The sequence below is a fragment of the Ruegeria sp. Ofav3-42 genome (genome assembly GCF_022347725.1).
Classification (GTDB): domain Bacteria; phylum Pseudomonadota; class Alphaproteobacteria; order Rhodobacterales; family Rhodobacteraceae; genus Ruegeria.
This window is the reverse complement of sequence record NZ_JAKRGB010000010.1, coordinates 52,456-67,751: the sequence shown is the minus strand read 5'-3', so window position 1 is coordinate 67,751 and position 15,296 is coordinate 52,456. Positions and strand designations below refer to the sequence as shown.

The 15,296-nt window shown below is 60.4% G+C and carries 14 protein-coding genes; 8 read left to right on the top strand and 6 right to left on the bottom strand.

Features of this window, described 5'->3' with window-relative positions:
• Window positions 1–22: 22 nt before the first annotated feature.
• From MHN28_RS15260 to MHN28_RS15250, 3 genes are read right to left on the bottom strand one after another with little or no spacing between them, the layout of a single operon-like run.
• Window positions 23–691 (bottom strand): ureidoglycolate lyase, encoded by a 669-nt coding sequence (locus MHN28_RS15260; protein WP_239343237.1) that lies wholly within the window; start codon window positions 689–691, stop codon window positions 23–25.
• Complete coding sequence (locus MHN28_RS15255; protein ID WP_239343235.1) at window positions 688–1,278, bottom strand: HD domain-containing protein; 591 nt, start codon at window positions 1,276–1,278, stop codon at window positions 688–690. The genes MHN28_RS15260 and MHN28_RS15255 overlap by 4 nt, the downstream gene beginning before the upstream one ends.
• Window positions 1,275–2,411, bottom strand: a complete 1,137-nt coding sequence (locus MHN28_RS15250; protein ID WP_239343233.1) for a gamma-butyrobetaine dioxygenase — start codon at window positions 2,409–2,411, stop codon at window positions 1,275–1,277. The genes MHN28_RS15255 and MHN28_RS15250 overlap by 4 nt, the downstream gene beginning before the upstream one ends.
• Before the next feature lie 99 nt (window positions 2,412–2,510).
• Between MHN28_RS15250 and MHN28_RS15245 the strand changes: the two genes are divergently transcribed.
• Window positions 2,511–3,365 (top strand): LysR substrate-binding domain-containing protein, encoded by an 855-nt coding sequence (locus MHN28_RS15245; protein ID WP_239343231.1) that lies wholly within the window; start codon window positions 2,511–2,513, stop codon window positions 3,363–3,365.
• A 4-nt stretch (window positions 3,366–3,369) separates the two neighbouring features.
• Here the strand turns inward: MHN28_RS15245 and MHN28_RS15240 are convergent, their stop codons facing one another.
• Window positions 3,370–3,552, bottom strand: coding sequence for a DUF1674 domain-containing protein (locus MHN28_RS15240; protein WP_113791212.1), 183 nt, complete (start codon window positions 3,550–3,552; stop codon window positions 3,370–3,372).
• A 90-nt stretch (window positions 3,553–3,642) separates the two neighbouring features.
• Here MHN28_RS15240 and MHN28_RS15235 point away from each other — a divergent pair, with 90 nt between their 5' ends.
• The 7 genes from MHN28_RS15235 to MHN28_RS15205 all read left to right on the top strand — a co-directional run bounded on the left by MHN28_RS15235 (window position 3,643) and on the right by MHN28_RS15205 (window position 12,107).
• Entirely contained in the window at window positions 3,643–4,899 is a 1,257-nt protein-coding gene (locus MHN28_RS15235; RefSeq protein ID WP_239343229.1) for an RsmB/NOP family class I SAM-dependent RNA methyltransferase, read from the top strand.
• Between the two features lie 88 nt (window positions 4,900–4,987).
• Window positions 4,988–6,727, top strand: coding sequence for a heparinase II/III family protein (locus MHN28_RS15230; RefSeq protein WP_239343227.1), 1,740 nt, complete (start codon window positions 4,988–4,990; stop codon window positions 6,725–6,727).
• A gap of 22 nt (window positions 6,728–6,749) precedes the next feature.
• Window positions 6,750–8,339, top strand: a complete 1,590-nt coding sequence (gene purH, locus MHN28_RS15225; protein WP_239343225.1) for a bifunctional phosphoribosylaminoimidazolecarboxamide formyltransferase/IMP cyclohydrolase — start codon at window positions 6,750–6,752, stop codon at window positions 8,337–8,339.
• The gene (lspA, locus tag MHN28_RS15220; RefSeq protein WP_239343223.1) at window positions 8,339–8,809 is read left to right on the top strand and encodes a signal peptidase II; all 471 of its coding nucleotides are present in this window, start codon (window positions 8,339–8,341) and stop codon (window positions 8,807–8,809) included. Before purH ends, lspA begins: the two co-directional genes overlap by 1 nt.
• A gap of 50 nt (window positions 8,810–8,859) precedes the next feature.
• On the top strand, window positions 8,860–9,378 hold the full coding sequence (locus tag MHN28_RS15215) for a DUF3035 domain-containing protein (protein ID WP_239343221.1): 519 nt from the start codon (window positions 8,860–8,862) through the stop codon (window positions 9,376–9,378).
• Between the two features lie 81 nt (window positions 9,379–9,459).
• Window positions 9,460–10,800 (top strand): pitrilysin family protein, encoded by a 1,341-nt coding sequence (locus tag MHN28_RS15210; RefSeq protein ID WP_239343219.1) that lies wholly within the window; start codon window positions 9,460–9,462, stop codon window positions 10,798–10,800.
• A complete protein-coding gene (locus MHN28_RS15205) occupies window positions 10,797–12,107 on the top strand; it encodes a pitrilysin family protein (RefSeq protein ID WP_239343217.1) in 1,311 nt (436 codons plus the stop codon). The genes MHN28_RS15210 and MHN28_RS15205 overlap by 4 nt, the downstream gene beginning before the upstream one ends.
• Window positions 12,108–12,127: 20 nt before the next feature.
• Here the strand turns inward: MHN28_RS15205 and MHN28_RS15200 are convergent, their stop codons facing one another.
• Together MHN28_RS15200 and MHN28_RS15195 are read right to left on the bottom strand one after the other, a co-directional pair.
• Window positions 12,128–12,937, bottom strand: a complete 810-nt coding sequence (locus MHN28_RS15200) for an SDR family oxidoreductase (protein ID WP_239343216.1) — start codon at window positions 12,935–12,937, stop codon at window positions 12,128–12,130.
• A gap of 24 nt (window positions 12,938–12,961) precedes the next feature.
• On the bottom strand, window positions 12,962–15,295 hold the full coding sequence (locus tag MHN28_RS15195) for an aldehyde dehydrogenase family protein (RefSeq protein WP_239343214.1): 2,334 nt from the start codon (window positions 15,293–15,295) through the stop codon (window positions 12,962–12,964).
• Window position 15,296: the final 1 nt, after the last annotated feature.

The following is a 15,296-nucleotide window of genomic DNA, read 5'->3' as shown; positions in this document are numbered from 1 at the left end:
ACTGGCCCTGCTACGATTTTTTTCAAAGATCCCGAATTTTATCGGCGCGCAGCGGGCAGGCGAGATACACGCCAAACTCTTTGCCGATATCGGCGCTAACCCGGGCATGGACCCGGCCTTGGCGATCAAGGAAACGCTGATTGTCTTCGACGGGGAAAATCCCCTCATGCCAGATACCGGGATGGATATAGAGACCGCGTGAGCCATCGCACCAGAACGCGACCACCTTTTCGGGAGTCAGGTTGTCACCGGGCAGGGCGGCGGGAACGATGAAGGGTTTGTTGTCCAGTGGCCAGAACATCTGCCCACCATCGGGGTGATAGTTCATATGCCACAGCAGCACCTGATCGCGCGGCGCGGTTTGTTGTTCCGTCTGTGCCTGTTGGGGATCGGCGGACCAGCCCAGAACATAGTGTCCCTTGACGGCCTCGTTCTCACCGTAGAGAACATCACCCTGCCAGTCGCATTTGAACGTGCCTTCGACCCAGCCACCCTCGTCGCCGGTTCCTTCGTCAATCGGGCGCCAGCCCTGTTGGGGCCAGCGGGCGATTTCAATCTCGAAGGTATCGGGGTCATCGACCAGACAGCCATAGCCTTTGACCGAATCGTCTGTGGCCCGGATCAGCGGAACTTCGTGCCAAGGCAGGGAGGGTTTCGAGCTGGCTTCGAATATATACTCCGGCGCGTTCATGCTGCACCCAGATGCCTGTCGACCATGCGCTGCACCATCGGCGCGAAATGGGTGAAATCCGGGGTTTCCATGTCTGCACGCTTGCCTGCCTCGTCCAGATAGCGCACCTGAATGATCTCTTTCAGGTTTGGATTGGCCTCGAACTCCGCGACTTCCTCGGCACTCATAGGCCCGCCCTGCAGTTCCAAGGTATGGACCGACGCAGAAGACAGACGGTTGAAGTACTCGGGCTTGGTGGCACAGAGATACCGCTTGGCTGCCACGTGATAGCGGCAGCAATCGGTGATGACCGACGGGAAGAACTGTTCCAGTACTTCAGCGCCTGCGTCCTCGTGGTGACGGTCTTCGGTATCATCAGGATGGTAGGTACCAAACTCGGATGTGAAATGGCCAATGTCATGTAAAAGTGCGCCGACGATAATTTCCTCGGGTTGGCCGTTTTGTTCCGCGATGGTGGCACCTTGCAGCATGTGTTCGGCCATGGTCACCGGTTCACCCAGGTATTCCTCGCCGCCGCGACGGTCGAAGATATCGCCGATGAAAGCCACGATATTGTCCCGGTTCAAAGTCGAGAAATCGGGTTTCATTCCGCCGCCTCCGGTTGCGCCATGTCCATAGCGGCCAGCGTGGACAGCAGTCCGTCCTTGTCGGCGTAGCAACCTTGCAGCCAGCGTGAACCCGCACCGGAATAGCCCAGACGCGCATGTAGAACGCGGGTGTTGTCGACGATGAAGCTCTCACCCGGCTCCAGCTTGAACGACACGCCCATGGCGGGGTCGTCGATGATCTCGCCCAATTGGCGATAGGCGGCGTAGTAGGCCTCCATCTGGTCAAAGGGGATGTCCACGAACGGTGCTGACGAGCGGTTGTTGAAACGGATGCCAATCAGCTCACCATCCGGCGACAGTTCGATCATCGGGCGGCGCGAGCGCAGGCACACACCATCTGAGCCTTTGTATTCGAAACGCGCGGGGTAACCTGCCAGCAGGGCGAATCCTTCGGGGTCTTGGTCGCGCAGTTTCTCTGCGGCGCAAAAGCCGTCGACCACGATGGAATCGCCGCCCTTGGCGCTGTTCTCAAGACAATAAAGGATCTGCAGCGTCGGCACCGGATCGCGATAGGGGTTATCAGTATGGGCCTGAAGGCCCAGCCCGGTATAGGCGAGGTTGGTCGGGTTCACTTCGGTCCGGACCTCGAAATAGGGGCCATAATTGGTCTCGCGCACATAGCCGAACAGATCGGCCACTTTCAGCAGCGATTCCGGTTCGGTCGGGCCGTTGGTCAGCTTGGCAAAGCCGTATTCGGCCACGGCAGCCAGCCAGTCGCGTTTGGCCACAGGGCTGGCATGCACTTCGTTCCAATCCCCGCTGGGTGCGTTGATGCCACGTTCCCATGTGGTGATGCCAGGGGCGGGGCGGCCAAATTCGGATGCAGCGGCACGATCATAAACATGGTCGGCCAGCCACGCGCCGGGGAACGTGACGGTTTTGCCTTCGGGCTGGAACGTGACGGTCAGGTCGCCATTGTCGATTTCGGCGGCGCTGACCGAAATGTCGGCGGGGATGTCGCCGATGGTGATCAGGCGCTGACCGTTGCCGGGCGCGCGGGTTTTGGGGTCCAGCGCGTTGTCGCGCAGCCAGATGGCGTGAAAGCGGGATTGGGTGCCATCGATAAAGTCGACAGTCACCACGGAGGGGTCATGGGTGGCAGAGCGCAGCATGGGGGGTCTCCTGTTCGGCGCGAGCTTTGGTTGAGCACATACGCCGCCTGTGGCATTACGACAATTAATCCTTCTTTCTACTGAGGCTTGGAAATTCTTATGGCTAAGAAAAAGGTCGGGTTGCCGCCGCTGGATTGGCTGCGCGTGTTCGAATCCGCGGGGCGATTGGGTGGCTTTTCCGCCGCCGCGCGGGAATTTGGTCTGACGCAAGCGGCGGTCAGTCAGCGGATCGGCAATCTTGAGACCTGGCTGGGCCGGTCGCTGTTCGTGCGCGAGGCGCGGGGCGTGTCGCTGACTATCGAAGGCGAAAGCTATCTGCCCTTGGTGCAAGACAGTTTGCAGGCGTTGGAGCGCAATACCGAGGACCTGTTCGGCAAATCCCCGCGCGAACTACGCGTGGCCGGGCTGTCATCGAACATCCATGCGCTTGTGGTGCCCAGCCTCGCCCGGTTTCAGGAAATGCGCCCGAAGGTGCGTGTGATGACGGACTCTGTGGCGCGACGATCGTCGTTGGATGAAGAGCGGACATGGCTGCAAATCCGGTATGGACGGGGCATCTGGCCGGGACGGGATGCCGAGCTGATCGCGCGTGAAGTGCTGGTGCCGATGGCGGCCCCGGATGTGGATTGGGACGCGCCTCTGATTGATCTTCGCGGGGAAAGGCCGGGATGGCGGGATTGGGCGCGGAAGACGGATCAAGGGGATGTGACACCGTCCAATATCAGTTTCGATTCAATGGAGCACGCGCTTTCGGCGGCGCGTCAGGGAATGGGCGTGGCTCTGGGGTCAGTGCCGTTAGCCAAGGCGGATTTGCAGGCCGGACGGTTGCGCAGACTGAACTTGCCAGAGCTGAAAGCGCGGGATGGGTATTGGCTGGCGTGGCCCGAAGAGCGCGCGAAATCAAAAAAACAACGCGCTCTGATCGCGGACTTTCTGGAAGCTTTGCGGGGATGAGCAATCAGAAATCGATTGCGATGCCCTTCTTCTCCCAATCCCCGTAGCGGGCCGGGTCAGGACCGTCGCGACCGCCCAGTTCCTTGGGCATCTTTTTTGCCTCAGCTTCCGCCTTTTTGCGGCGCTCTTCGGCTTCGGCCAGCGCGCGCTGGGCAGCGGGGGGCAGGTCTTTGCGGTCGTCGCTCATGACATCGGGTTCCTTTCCGTGCATTCGCTTGATATACGCCCCCGTCCGCCCTTGGCAATGCGGGCGACGGTCAAATCAAAGGCGGTTTTCATGTCCGACAACGCAACAGCGGCGCGACGCAGCGCGATCTATCTGCTGGATCAGATTCTGGGGGAAGGGCGGTTGCTGTCCGAATGTCTGGCCGCTGGTGCGCTGGATCGTCTGGGACCAGAGGATCGCGCGCGGGCACAACGCCTGACTCTGGAAACCCTGCGAGGGTTGGAACGTGCCGACCGGTTGCTGGACAATCACCTGAACCGAACTCCGGCTCTGACCGTGCACAACGCGCTGCGCCTTGGCGCGGTGGAACTGTGCCACGGTGAGGCCGCGCACGGTGTGGTCAATTCCATGGTCGAGATCGTTGGTCGGTCCCGCAAGCACGGGCGGCTGAAAGGTCTGGTGAACGCGGTGCTTCGCAAAGTGGCGGCTGAAGGGCCCCAAGCATGGCCCAAGATGCGGGTTCCGCGTTTGCCGGAATGGCTGCGCGAACCTTTGGTCATGGCGTGGGGCGCGGAGGCAGTTACGGGTATGGAGCAGGCGCAATTTGCAGGTGCGCCGCTTGATATCTCGCTGAAACCCGGAGCATCCGGCCCCGGTGAAGCGCTGCCAACAGGATCATTGCGAGTTCAGGACGCGGGGCAGGTCTCGGCCCTGCCGGGTTTCAACACGGGCGAATGGTGGGTGCAGGACGCAGCAGCAGCCCTGCCTGTGCGCATTCTGGCACCCAAGGCCGGAGAGAAGGTTCTGGACCTCTGCGCTGCACCGGGCGGCAAGACGCTGCAACTGGCGGCCGCAGGGACCGAGGTCACAGCGTTGGATATCTCGGATTCGCGGCTGGAACGCGTGCGCGAAAACCTTAAACGCACTGGATTGACAGCGAATGTCATCGCAGGAGATGCGCTGGAGCATCAGGGCCAGTACGACGCCATTCTGCTTGATGCGCCTTGTTCGGCCACGGGCACCATCCGTCGCCACCCAGATTTGCCCTTTGCCAAGGACGGCTCGGAGTTTGGCGGCCTGATCGAACTGCAGGCCCAAATGCTGGCCCATGCCTGGACCCTGCTGAAACCCGGCGGGCGGCTTGTGTATTGCACCTGCTCCCTGCTGCCTGACGAAGGCGAGGTGCAGGTCGAAGAGGCGCTGGAGCAATACCCGGACATGGCGGTTGATCGTGAAGCTCTGATTGTTCCCGGTATTGAACAGGATTGGATCACCGAAGAAGGCGGTCTGCGCCTGCGGCCCGATTATTGGGCGGATCGGGGCGGAATGGACGGCTTCTATATCGCCTGCCTGAACAAATCGACGTGACAAGACGCTTTTCGATGACTTGACGATCGCCGCGGGCTATCGTTGGTTCAGGCGCCAGCAGAGCGCAAGGGGCAGAGTAACGAGCGTCATGTCAAAGACAGATACCATGACCAATCGGTGGACACGGTTTCAGAACCGTCTCTACGCGCGGCTCAGTCAGCGACGCAAAGCGGTTTCGGGGTTTGTCGGCGAACCTGAGCCGCGCACGGTCGGCTCTTTTGCTCGTGGACGTCAGCTTGTTGCCGGAAACCTCTTGTTTGCCGGGTATCTTGTCGAAGCTCAGGACACCGAGCTGTGGGACGTTTCTGCACCTAGTACCGGTTTCGACGATGAACGCCACGGTTTTGCCTGGCTCGATGATCTGGCCGCTGTTGGTGATATGCGGGCGCGGGAGAAAGCCCAGCGGTGGGTCTGGGGTTGGATCAAGGCGCATGGTCGGGGTCAGGGGCCTGGCTGGGCGCCGGACCTGACTGGGCGACGAGTGATGCGTTGGGTCAACCACGCGATTTTCCTGCTGCGCGGCATGGACGAAAACCAAAGCAAGATCTTCTTCCGTTCATTGGCGCAACAAACATGGTTCCTGTCCAAACGCTGGAAGGCAGCAACACCGGGCCTGCCCCGGTTTGAGGCGCTGGCCGGGCTGGTTCAGGCTGGTTTGGCGTTGGAAGGGCTGGAGCATCTGGCCGATCCCGCATTGCGGGCTTTAGCCCGTGAATGCGACAGTCAGATTGACGAGCAAGGTGGTATTTCTACGCGAAATCCGGAAGAGCTGCTCGAGGTCTTTACCCTGCTGGCGTGGACGTCAGCCGCACTCAGCGATCTGGGGCGGGGAACGCCCGGAGCGCAGGCAAACGCGATCAAGCGTATGGCCCCCACATTGCGCAGCTTACGCCATTCGGACGGTGCGCTGGCCCGCTTTCACGGAGGCGGTCGCGGTGTCGAAGGCCGTCTGGATCAGGCGCTGGCGCAAAGCGGTGTACGGCCACAGCATTCCGTGGGGTTGTCCATGGGGTTTGCCCGGGTTTATGCGGCCCGAACCAGTGTCATTGTCGACGCGAGCCCGCCGCCGAAGGGTGCCGCGTCGTATAATGCGCACGCGTCAACCCTGGCGTTCGAATTGACGTCAGGCCGGCGGCCGCTGATCGTCAATTGCGGCTCGGGCGAGAGTTTCGGGTTGGAATGGCGTCGCGCCGGGCGGGCCACGCCGTCACACTCGACGCTGTGTCTGGATGGGTATTCCAGCGCGCGATTGACCACTCCGACCCCCGGGACCGAGCGTGAGGCGCTGGTAGATGCACCGCAGGAGGTTCCGGTTGAGTTCGAAGAAGCGTTCGAAGGCACGCGCTTCATGGCCGGTCACGACGGCTACACCAAGGTTTTTGGCCTGACCCATGCCCGCACGCTTGAACTGCGCTTTGACGGGCGCGAACTGACCGGCGAGGACATTCTGCTGACCGCCACCGACAAGGCAAAGCGGCAATTCGACAAGGCATTGGACGCCTCGGGCCTGAAAGGCATCAACTTTGACATCCGGTTTCACCTGCATCCGGACGTGGATGCGGCCATTGATCTGGGTGGTGCGGCGGTGTCGATGGCGCTCAAAAGCGGCGAGATCTGGGTTTTCCGTCACGATGGCGTAGGAAAATTGTCAGTTGAACCAAGCGTTTATTTGGAAAAAGGCCGATTAAAGCCCCGCGCGACAAAACAGATCGTTCTATCCGGGCGCGCAATGGAGTATGCGACCCGCATCCGGTGGACGCTGAGCAAGGCACAGGATACAGCCTATGCCGTGCGCGATCTGCACCGGGACGAGCCCGAGTTTGACTGACGCCAAAAGGACCTTTGGACCCATGACCGATCTTCACCCCGTGCGCCGCGCGTTGCTTTCCGTTTCCGACAAGACCGGGCTGATCGAGCTGGGCAAGGCATTGGCCGAGCGTGGGGTCGAGTTGCTGTCGACCGGTGGCACGGCCAAAGCGCTGCGCGATGCAGGGCTGGAGGTCAAGGACGTCAGCGAGATAACCGGTTTCCCCGAGATGATGGACGGTCGGGTCAAGACGCTGCACCCGATGGTGCATGGCGGGCTGCTGGCGCTGCGCGACAACGACACCCACGTCGCCGCGATGGACGAACACGGCATTGGCGCGATCGATCTGCTGGTGGTGAACCTCTATCCGTTCGAAGCGACAGTGGCCAAAGGTGCTGGCTATGACGAATGCATCGAGAACATCGATATCGGCGGCCCCGCGATGATCCGTGCGGCGTCCAAGAACCACGCCTTTGTGAACGTGGTTGTGGATGTCGAGGATTATTCGTCGCTGCTGGATCAGTTGGAAGAGAATTACGGCAAGACATCCTATGGTTTCCGCCAGTGGCTGGCACAGAAGGCTTATGCCCGTACCGCCGCCTACGACACCGCCGTATCCAACTGGATGGCCGACGCGCTGCAACTTGAGGCCCCCAAGCGCCGCGCCTTTGCCGGTGAGCTGAAGCAGACCCTGCGTTATGGCGAGAACAGCCATCAGCAGGCGGCGTTCTACACCGACGGCACCAACCGTCCGGGCGTGGCGACCGCCGTGCAGCATCAGGGCAAGGAACTGAGCTACAACAACATCAACGACACAGACGCCGCGTTTGAGTTGGTGGCCGAGTTCGATCCGTCACAAGGCGCGGCCTGTGCTATCATCAAACACGCCAACCCCTGCGGCGTGGCCACGGGCCCCACTCTGCTGGACGCCTATAAGTCGGCCTTCGACTGCGACCGTACCTCGGCCTTTGGTGGGATCGTGGCACTGAACCAGCCGCTGGACGCCGAAACCGCGCAGGAGATCACCGGGATTTTCACCGAAGTGGTGATCGCTCCGGGCGCATCGGACGAGGCCAAGGCAATCTTCGCCGCCAAGAAGAACCTGCGTCTGCTGACCGCAGAAAGCCTTCCCGATGTGACTGCGGGCGGCAAAACTGTGCGTCAGGTGGCCGGTGGTTTGCTGGTTCAGGACAAGGATAACGGTTTTGTCGGCATGGATGACCTGAAAGTCGTGACCAAGAAAGCGCCGACCGAGGAGCAAATGCGTGACCTGCTGTTCGCGTGGAAAGTGGCCAAGCATGTCAAATCCAATGCCATCGTCTATGTCAAAGATGGTGCAACTGTTGGCGTTGGTGCCGGTCAGATGAGCCGTTTGGACTCAGCCATGATTGCCGCCAAGAAAGCCGAACGCATGGCCGACGCGCTGGGCCTGCCACAGCCGCTGACAATCGGGTCGGCTGTGGCCTCAGACGCGTTCTTCCCATTCCCCGACGGCTTGATGGAGGCTGCCGAGGCCGGTGCCACCTGCGTCATCCAGCCGGGTGGTTCGATGCGCGACGACGAGGTGATTGCAGCAGCGGATGAGGTCGGTCTGGCCATGGTCTTCACCGGCATGCGCCACTTCCGCCACTGATGCGTTATCGCCTGCTTCTCTGGGCTGGTCTGGCCGCGTTTCTGATCGACCAGATCAGTAAGTATCTGGTCGTCCACGTGATGCGCGTGGCCGAAGGGAATATCGACGTCCTGCCGCCGCTGCTGGTGTTCAAGTATGGCGAGAATCGGGGCATCAATTTTGGGCTGTTCCAGGGAAATACCGATGCTGCCCGCTGGGCGCTGATCGGTGTCTCTTTGGTAATCTCGATCGGCGTGCTGATCTGGCTGATGCGCACAGTCCCGTCGAAACTCATGCTGGTTTGCGGCGGGCTGCTGATCGGCGGGGCGCTGGGTAATGTCGTGGATCGCCTGCTTTATGGCTATGTTCTCGATTTCCTGAACATGTCCTGCTGTGGCATCAACAATCCCTTCGTGTTCAACCTGGCCGACGTGTTCATTTTTGCCGGAGCTATCGGTTTGGTGCTGTTCGATGGAAAAAAGCCCTCGTGACGCGCCATTTGAAATGCGATAAAAGCGCCTGAAACTGGCTGGAGACTATTATGCGGCTGCCGCGTTCCATAATTGCTTTGACATTGGCCTTTGCGGCTGCGGGGTGCTCCGATATCGGATTACGCCACCTAGAAGCGCCAGGGCAAGGACCGGATGAGTTTTCGGTTATGCCTGTCAAACCGCTGACCCAGCCCAAGGATTACAAGTTCTTGCCCGCGCCCACTCCGGGCGGTGGCAATCTGACCGATCCTAATCCCAATGCAGAAGCGGTCGTCGCCCTTGGTGGCAACGCCTCGTCGTTGAACACCAACACAGCGATCCCGTCTTCGGACGCTGCGCTTGTGACCGCATCAAGCCGCTATGGTGTGCCAGCGAACGCGCGGCAGGTCGTCGACACCGAAGATGCCGAATTCCGCAGAAAGCAGGGCCGTCTGACACGCCTGCGTTTGTTCAAGGTGGATCGCTATTCGCAGGTTTACCGCCGCGAAACTCTCAATCCTGACATTCAGAACGAAGCGGCACGTCGCGCGGGCATCGAAACGCCCTCATCGCCGCCGGTAGATGAATAATCTTTAACTTTCCGTCATCGGGCTTGAACCTGCGCGGCGTCACCGTAGTTTGAACACCATAAATCAAACGGAGGACGCCCTATGGTTCGGGCTCTGGCACTGTCGGCTGCCCTGATGGCCGCAACCCCTCTTGCCGCCAGTGAGGGGCACGAAGCGGTCACTACATTTACATTGGACAACGGCATGGATGTCGTCGTGATCGAAGATCATCGCGCGCCGGTCGTGCAGCACATGGTCTGGTATCGGGCCGGCTCGGCGGATGAGCCGGTGGGATCGTCCGGGGTTGCACATTTCCTCGAACATCTGCTGTTCAAGGGCACTGACACTTTGGCCCCGGGCGAGTTTTCCGCCACCGTCGCGGCCAATGGCGGTAATGACAACGCGTTCACGTCTTACGACTACACTGCCTATTTCCAGCGCGTCGCAGCGGACCGGTTGGAACTGATGATGCGGATGGAAGCGGATCGGATGCGCAACATCCGGCTGTCGGAAAACGATATCGTTACCGAGCGCGACGTGATCCTTGAAGAGCGCAACCAGCGCACCGACAACAGCCCCCGCGCCCTGTTCGGCGAGCAGATGAGCGCGTCGCAGTACCTCAACCACCGCTATGGCGTTCCGATCATCGGTTGGCGGCATGAGATGGAGACGCTGGATATGGAGGACGCGCTGTCCTTCTACCAAACTCATTATGCGCCCAATAACGCCATTCTTGTCGTCACGGGCGATGTCGAGCCTGACGAAGTCAAATCGCTGGCCGAGCAATATTACGGTGTGATTCCTGCAAATCCGGACCTGCCAGTACGTGTCCGATCGCAGGAACCGCCGCAAACGGCGGAGCGTCGTCTGACCTACAAGGATGCACGCGTCTCGCAGCCTTACGTTCAGCGCAGCTATCTGGCGCCAGAACGTGATCCCGGCGAACAGGAAAAAGCAGCCGCGCTGTTCCTGTTGGCCGAACTATTGGGCGGCAGCACGACATCATACCTGAACGAGAAACTGCAATTCGATCAGCAAAAGGCAGTCTACACCGGCGCGTTCTATCGTGGTGTTTCGTTGGACGACACGACCTTTGATCTGATCGTTGTGCCGGCTGCAGGTGTCTCTTTGCAAGAGGCCGAGGATGCAATGGATCAGGCCGTTGCCGACTTCATAGCCGAAGGTGTGAACGAAGAAGATCTCGACCGGATCAAAATGCAGCTGCGTGCGGCGCAAACCTATGCGCGCGACAACGTAGATGGGATCGGAAACCGCTATGGCCGTGCCCTGACCAGCGGCTTGACCGTCGAAGATGTGCAGGCTTGGCCTGATATCCTGCAGGCGGTGACCGGGGATGAGATCATCGCCGCCGCGCGCGAAGTTTTGCAGCCTGAAGCGTCAGTTACCGGTTGGCTGATGAAAGACGAGGAGGTGACGCAATGAAACGGATCTTCGCAACCCTGATCGTCTTTGTAATCGCTCTGCCCGCATGGGCCGAGATTGCAATCGAGGAAGTCACCTCGCCCAGCGGCATCAAAGCCTGGCTGGTCGAGGATCACTCGATCCCCTTCACCGCACTGGAACTGCGTTTTCGCGGCGGAACCTCTCTGGATGACCCGGACAAGCGTGGGGCTGTTTACCTTATGAGCGGCCTGATCGAAGAAGGCGCAGGCGACATGGATGCCCGCACCTATGCCCGCGAGCTGGAGTCGCTGGCTGCGTCGTTCAGGTACAACGCAACCGATGACACGGTTTCGATTTCCGCGCAGTTCCTGACCGAGAACCGCGATGATGTAATTGACCTGCTGCGCACCACGATACACGAACCGCGATTTGATCAGGATGCCGTGGATCGTGTCCGGGCGCAGGTGCTGTCCGGTCTCATGTCGGACCAGACCGATCCAAACGACATTGCCGGACGCAGCTTTGCGCAGATGGCCTATGGTGATCACCCGTATGGCACGGAAGGCAAGGGCACGATAGAAAGCGTGACGGCCTTGACGCGGGACGATGTTGTCACTGCCTATCAGGGCGTTTTTGCCAAAGACCGGATTTTTGTCGGCGCGGTGGGTGACATCACCCCCGAAGAATTGGGAGCGTTGCTGGACAAGCTGCTGGCCGACCTGCCGGAAACCGGTAAACCGATCCCCGGTCGTGCCGATGTAAATATCCCCGGCGGCGTCAGCGTGGTCGAGTTTGACACGCCGCAATCGGTGGCCCTGTTCGGCCATGCGGGCATTGACCGTGACGATCCCGATTTCTTTCCGGCCTATATCCTGAACCACATCCTTGGTGGCGGTGGTTTTGAAAGCCGCCTGATGCAGGAAGTGCGCGAAAAACGCGGTTTGACCTATGGCATCGCGACCTATCTGGTGCCCAAGGATCTGGCCTCGGTCTATCTGGGATCGGTGTCGTCGGGAAATGATCGCATCGCTGACGCTGTTGAAGTGATCCGTGATGAATGGGCACGTGCCGCGACCGAAGGCGTGACCCAGAAGGAGCTGGACGACGCCAAGACCTATCTAACCGGCGCTTACCCATTGCGATTTGACGGCAACGGGCAGATTGCAGGGATCATGGTCGGGATGCAGATGGAAGACCTGCCCATCGACTATATCGCCACCCGTAATGACAAGGTGAACGCAGTCACGTTGGAAGAGGTGAACCGGGTCGCCGCAGAACTGCTCGACCCGGATGGGCTGCATTTCACAGTGGTCGGCAAACCTGTGGGTTTGGAAACCACCAACTGAGAATAGGGGCTGAGCGCTGCTCAGCCCTTTTTCATGCTGCGCAGCATCTGCCCCATCATCTGGCCGAACTTGCCCGACCCGCGCTGATAGAGCGCGCCGTCCACCGCCAAGACCGTACCGCTGATATAGCTGGCCAGATCAGAGCTGAGGAACAGGCAGGCGTTTGCCACGTCCTGTGGTTGACCCCAGCGACCCAAGGGAACGTCCTTGCGCAAGGCTTCTCCCGCATCCGGAGTCGGGGCCAGACGTTTCGCTCCTTCGGTGCCTTCGATGAAGCCCGGCACGACCGAGTTCACACGGATGCCCTCGACACCCCATTCCATCGACAGCGTTCGGGTGATCTGGTCCACGCCTGCCTTGGCGGCGCAGACATGGGCCTGGCCTTCGTACGGCAGATACGATTGTGGGGCGGAGATGTTGATGATGCTGGCACCCGGACGTCTGAGGTAGGAGTAGGCCCCTTTCATCACGTGGATCGTACCCATCAGGTCGATATCGATCACGGTCTTGAACGCATTGACCGACATTTCCGCCGCCAGTGCCGGGAAATTACCTGCCGCGCCTGACACCAAAACGTCGAAGTCACCGAATGCGTCATGGAATTCCTTCAGGCCTTCGGCCACCGCCTCAGGGTCACGCACGTCAAACGCCGTACCGATGGCATCCTGTGCGCCCGCTTCTTTCAGTGCGGCAACGGTGTCATCGACCTTTTCCTGTGAGCGGCTGGCGACGGCCAGTTTGGCACCCGAGGCCGCAAAGGCCTCGGCAATGCCACGATTGATACCGCTGGTTCCGCCAATGACGATGACGGTTTTTCCTGAAAAATCCATGTAGGCCTCCCTTGGAGGGGAGCCCTACTCTCCGTAGGGCACCCAGATGTTTTTGACTTCGGTCGCAGCCTGCAGGAAGCGGCGAGATTGGTCCACGCCCCAATCAAATGCCGTCGCGTTATTGACCCAGGTCCGTTTCAGGTTCCCGGCCGAGACGACCTCGATCTCTTTCGACAGGTCGGTGGACGAGAACGACCAGACCGCATCGACGTTCAGGTGTGAAGCCAGCGGTTTCGCCAACTCCGCGTGGCTGCCGGTCAGGATGTTGACCACGCCAGCGGGCACGTCTGAGGTTTCGAGAATCTGGTAGAAATCGGTCGCTGCCAGCGGATAGGGCTCCGAGGCCACCAGAACCGTTCGGTTGCCCATCGCAATCGCCGGAGCCATCGCAGACACAAGACCCAGAAGGGGTGCTTCGTCGGCGCACAGCGCACCGATGACACCAACGGACTCTTTCATGGCAATCGCCACGCCGCGGATCGGAACGCCGTGTACCTGACCGTCATACTTGTCGGCCCAGGCAGCAGCGGTGAACAGGCGCTGGATCGAGGCTTCGACCTCTTTCGCGCCGTCCTTCCTGCCGGTCATGGAGTCGATGCGTGCGGCGAACTCATCGGCACGCGCCGAGAGGTTTTCACCGATGTAATACAGAATCTGCGCGCGCAGGTGGCCGGTGGTCATGGACCAGCCTTTCGCACCTGCCGCGGCCTCAACCGCGTTGCGCACGTCCTTACGGTTGGCGAGCCCAACATGGCCCAGCAGGCCGGACTTGCCCCAGACGGGTTTGGAATAGCCGCCGTCGGGCCGCGCCTGCTTGCCGCCGACATACATCTTGGCGGTACGGTCAATCGGGTCGACCGGAGCCCCTTCGCCCATCACCGCTTCAACTTTCGCCAGCGGCTTAGCTTTACCTTTGGGCTTGGTGTAGGCCGCAAGACCTTCCCAACCGCCTTCGCGGCCAAAACCGCTTTCGCGCACGCCGCCGAACCCAGCGGCTGCGTCGAACAGGTTGGTGGCATTCACCCAGACCACGCCTGCAACCAGCTTTGGCGCGATATCCAGCGCGAGGTTCACATTCTCGGTCCATACAGTCGCGGCCAGCCCGTAACGTGTGTTGTTGGCCAGTTCGACCGCCTCTTCCGGTGTGCGGAAGGTGGACGACACCAACACCGGACCGAAGATCTCTTCCTGCATCAGCGGATCTGATGTCTCAAGGCCTGAGATCAGCGTCGGCGGGTAATAACAGCCGTTCGCAGGCAGATCGCAAGCCGCCTGATGCACGTGACCAACCGTGTTGCTTTCGACCAAGCCCTTGATGGTCTGCAACTGAACCGGATCCACAACGGCACCCACGTCTATGCATTTGTCCAGCGGATCGCCAATGCGCAGCTTGTCCATGCGGGCGCGCAGTTTCTCGTGGAACCGGTCGGTGATGCCTTCCTGCACCAACAGGCGCGAACCCGCACAGCAAACCTGACCCTGGTTGAACCAGATTGCGTCGACCAGACCTTCGATGGCTGAATCAATATCGGCGTCGTCAAAGACGATGTAGGCGGACTTGCCACCCAGCTCCAACGTCAGTTCCTTGCCCGAGCCAGCGGTCGCCTCACGGATGCGACGACCGACAACGGTCGAGCCGGTAAAGGCGATCTTGTCGACATCTGAGGACACGATCATCTCACCCACAGCACCGTCGCCTGTGACGATGTTGACTACACCTTTCGGCAACCCGGCCTGCGAGCAGATATCGGCGAACAGTAGCGCGGTCAGCGAGGTGTACTCGGCTGGTTTCAGAACCACTGTGTTGCCCATCGCAATCGCCGGGGCGATTTTCCACGCCAGCATCAGCAGCGGGAAGTTCCACGGGATAATCTGCCCGCACACACCCAGAGCCTCAGCGTCAGGCAGTTCGCTTTCCATCAGCTGCGCCATGCCCGCGTGATAGTAGAAGTGCCGTTGCACCAGCGGGATGTCGATGTCACGCGACTCGCGGATCGGTTTGCCGTTGTCGAGGCTTTCCAGCACGGCAAACAGGCGCGAGTGCTTTTGCAACAGGCGCGCGATGGCATAGAGGTACCGCGCTCGGCCTGCGCCGCCCAGTTTCTCCCATTTCGGTTGCGCCTTGCGCGCGGCAGAAACGGCGGCATCCACATCGGCCTGTTTCGCCTGCGTCAGCTTGGCCAGCACCTCACCGGTCGCAGGGTTGCGGCTTTCGAAGCCTTTGCCGGGTTTCGTGAAGGTACCGTCGACGTATTGACCGAACTTGTCACCCTGATCGACCAGCCAGGCCAGAGCCTCGGCAGCGCTTTCGGGAGCAGGGCCGTAATCCATGGTTTCGAAAATCTCTTTGACTGTCATT

Coding starts and splice junctions, on each gene's coding strand:
- MHN28_RS15240 (WP_113791212.1), bottom strand. CDS start 3,552: ATGAGCGACGACCGCAAAGACCTGCCCCCCGCTGCCCAGCGCGCGCTG.
- MHN28_RS15245 (WP_239343231.1), top strand. CDS start 2,511: ATGGCTAAGAAAAAGGTCGGGTTGCCGCCGCTGGATTGGCTGCGCGTG.
- MHN28_RS15195 (WP_239343214.1), bottom strand. CDS start 15,295: ATGACAGTCAAAGAGATTTTCGAAACCATGGATTACGGCCCTGCTCCC.
- MHN28_RS15210 (WP_239343219.1), top strand. CDS start 9,460: ATGGTTCGGGCTCTGGCACTGTCGGCTGCCCTGATGGCCGCAACCCCT.
- MHN28_RS15260 (WP_239343237.1), bottom strand. CDS start 691: ATGAACGCGCCGGAGTATATATTCGAAGCCAGCTCGAAACCCTCCCTG.
- MHN28_RS15235 (WP_239343229.1), top strand. CDS start 3,643: ATGTCCGACAACGCAACAGCGGCGCGACGCAGCGCGATCTATCTGCTG.
- lspA (WP_239343223.1), top strand. CDS start 8,339: ATGCGTTATCGCCTGCTTCTCTGGGCTGGTCTGGCCGCGTTTCTGATC.
- MHN28_RS15200 (WP_239343216.1), bottom strand. CDS start 12,937: ATGGATTTTTCAGGAAAAACCGTCATCGTCATTGGCGGAACCAGCGGT.
- purH (WP_239343225.1), top strand. CDS start 6,750: ATGACCGATCTTCACCCCGTGCGCCGCGCGTTGCTTTCCGTTTCCGAC.
- MHN28_RS15250 (WP_239343233.1), bottom strand. CDS start 2,411: ATGCTGCGCTCTGCCACCCATGACCCCTCCGTGGTGACTGTCGACTTT.
- MHN28_RS15215 (WP_239343221.1), top strand. CDS start 8,860: ATGCGGCTGCCGCGTTCCATAATTGCTTTGACATTGGCCTTTGCGGCT.
- MHN28_RS15230 (WP_239343227.1), top strand. CDS start 4,988: ATGTCAAAGACAGATACCATGACCAATCGGTGGACACGGTTTCAGAAC.
- MHN28_RS15255 (WP_239343235.1), bottom strand. CDS start 1,278: ATGAAACCCGATTTCTCGACTTTGAACCGGGACAATATCGTGGCTTTC.
- MHN28_RS15205 (WP_239343217.1), top strand. CDS start 10,797: ATGAAACGGATCTTCGCAACCCTGATCGTCTTTGTAATCGCTCTGCCC.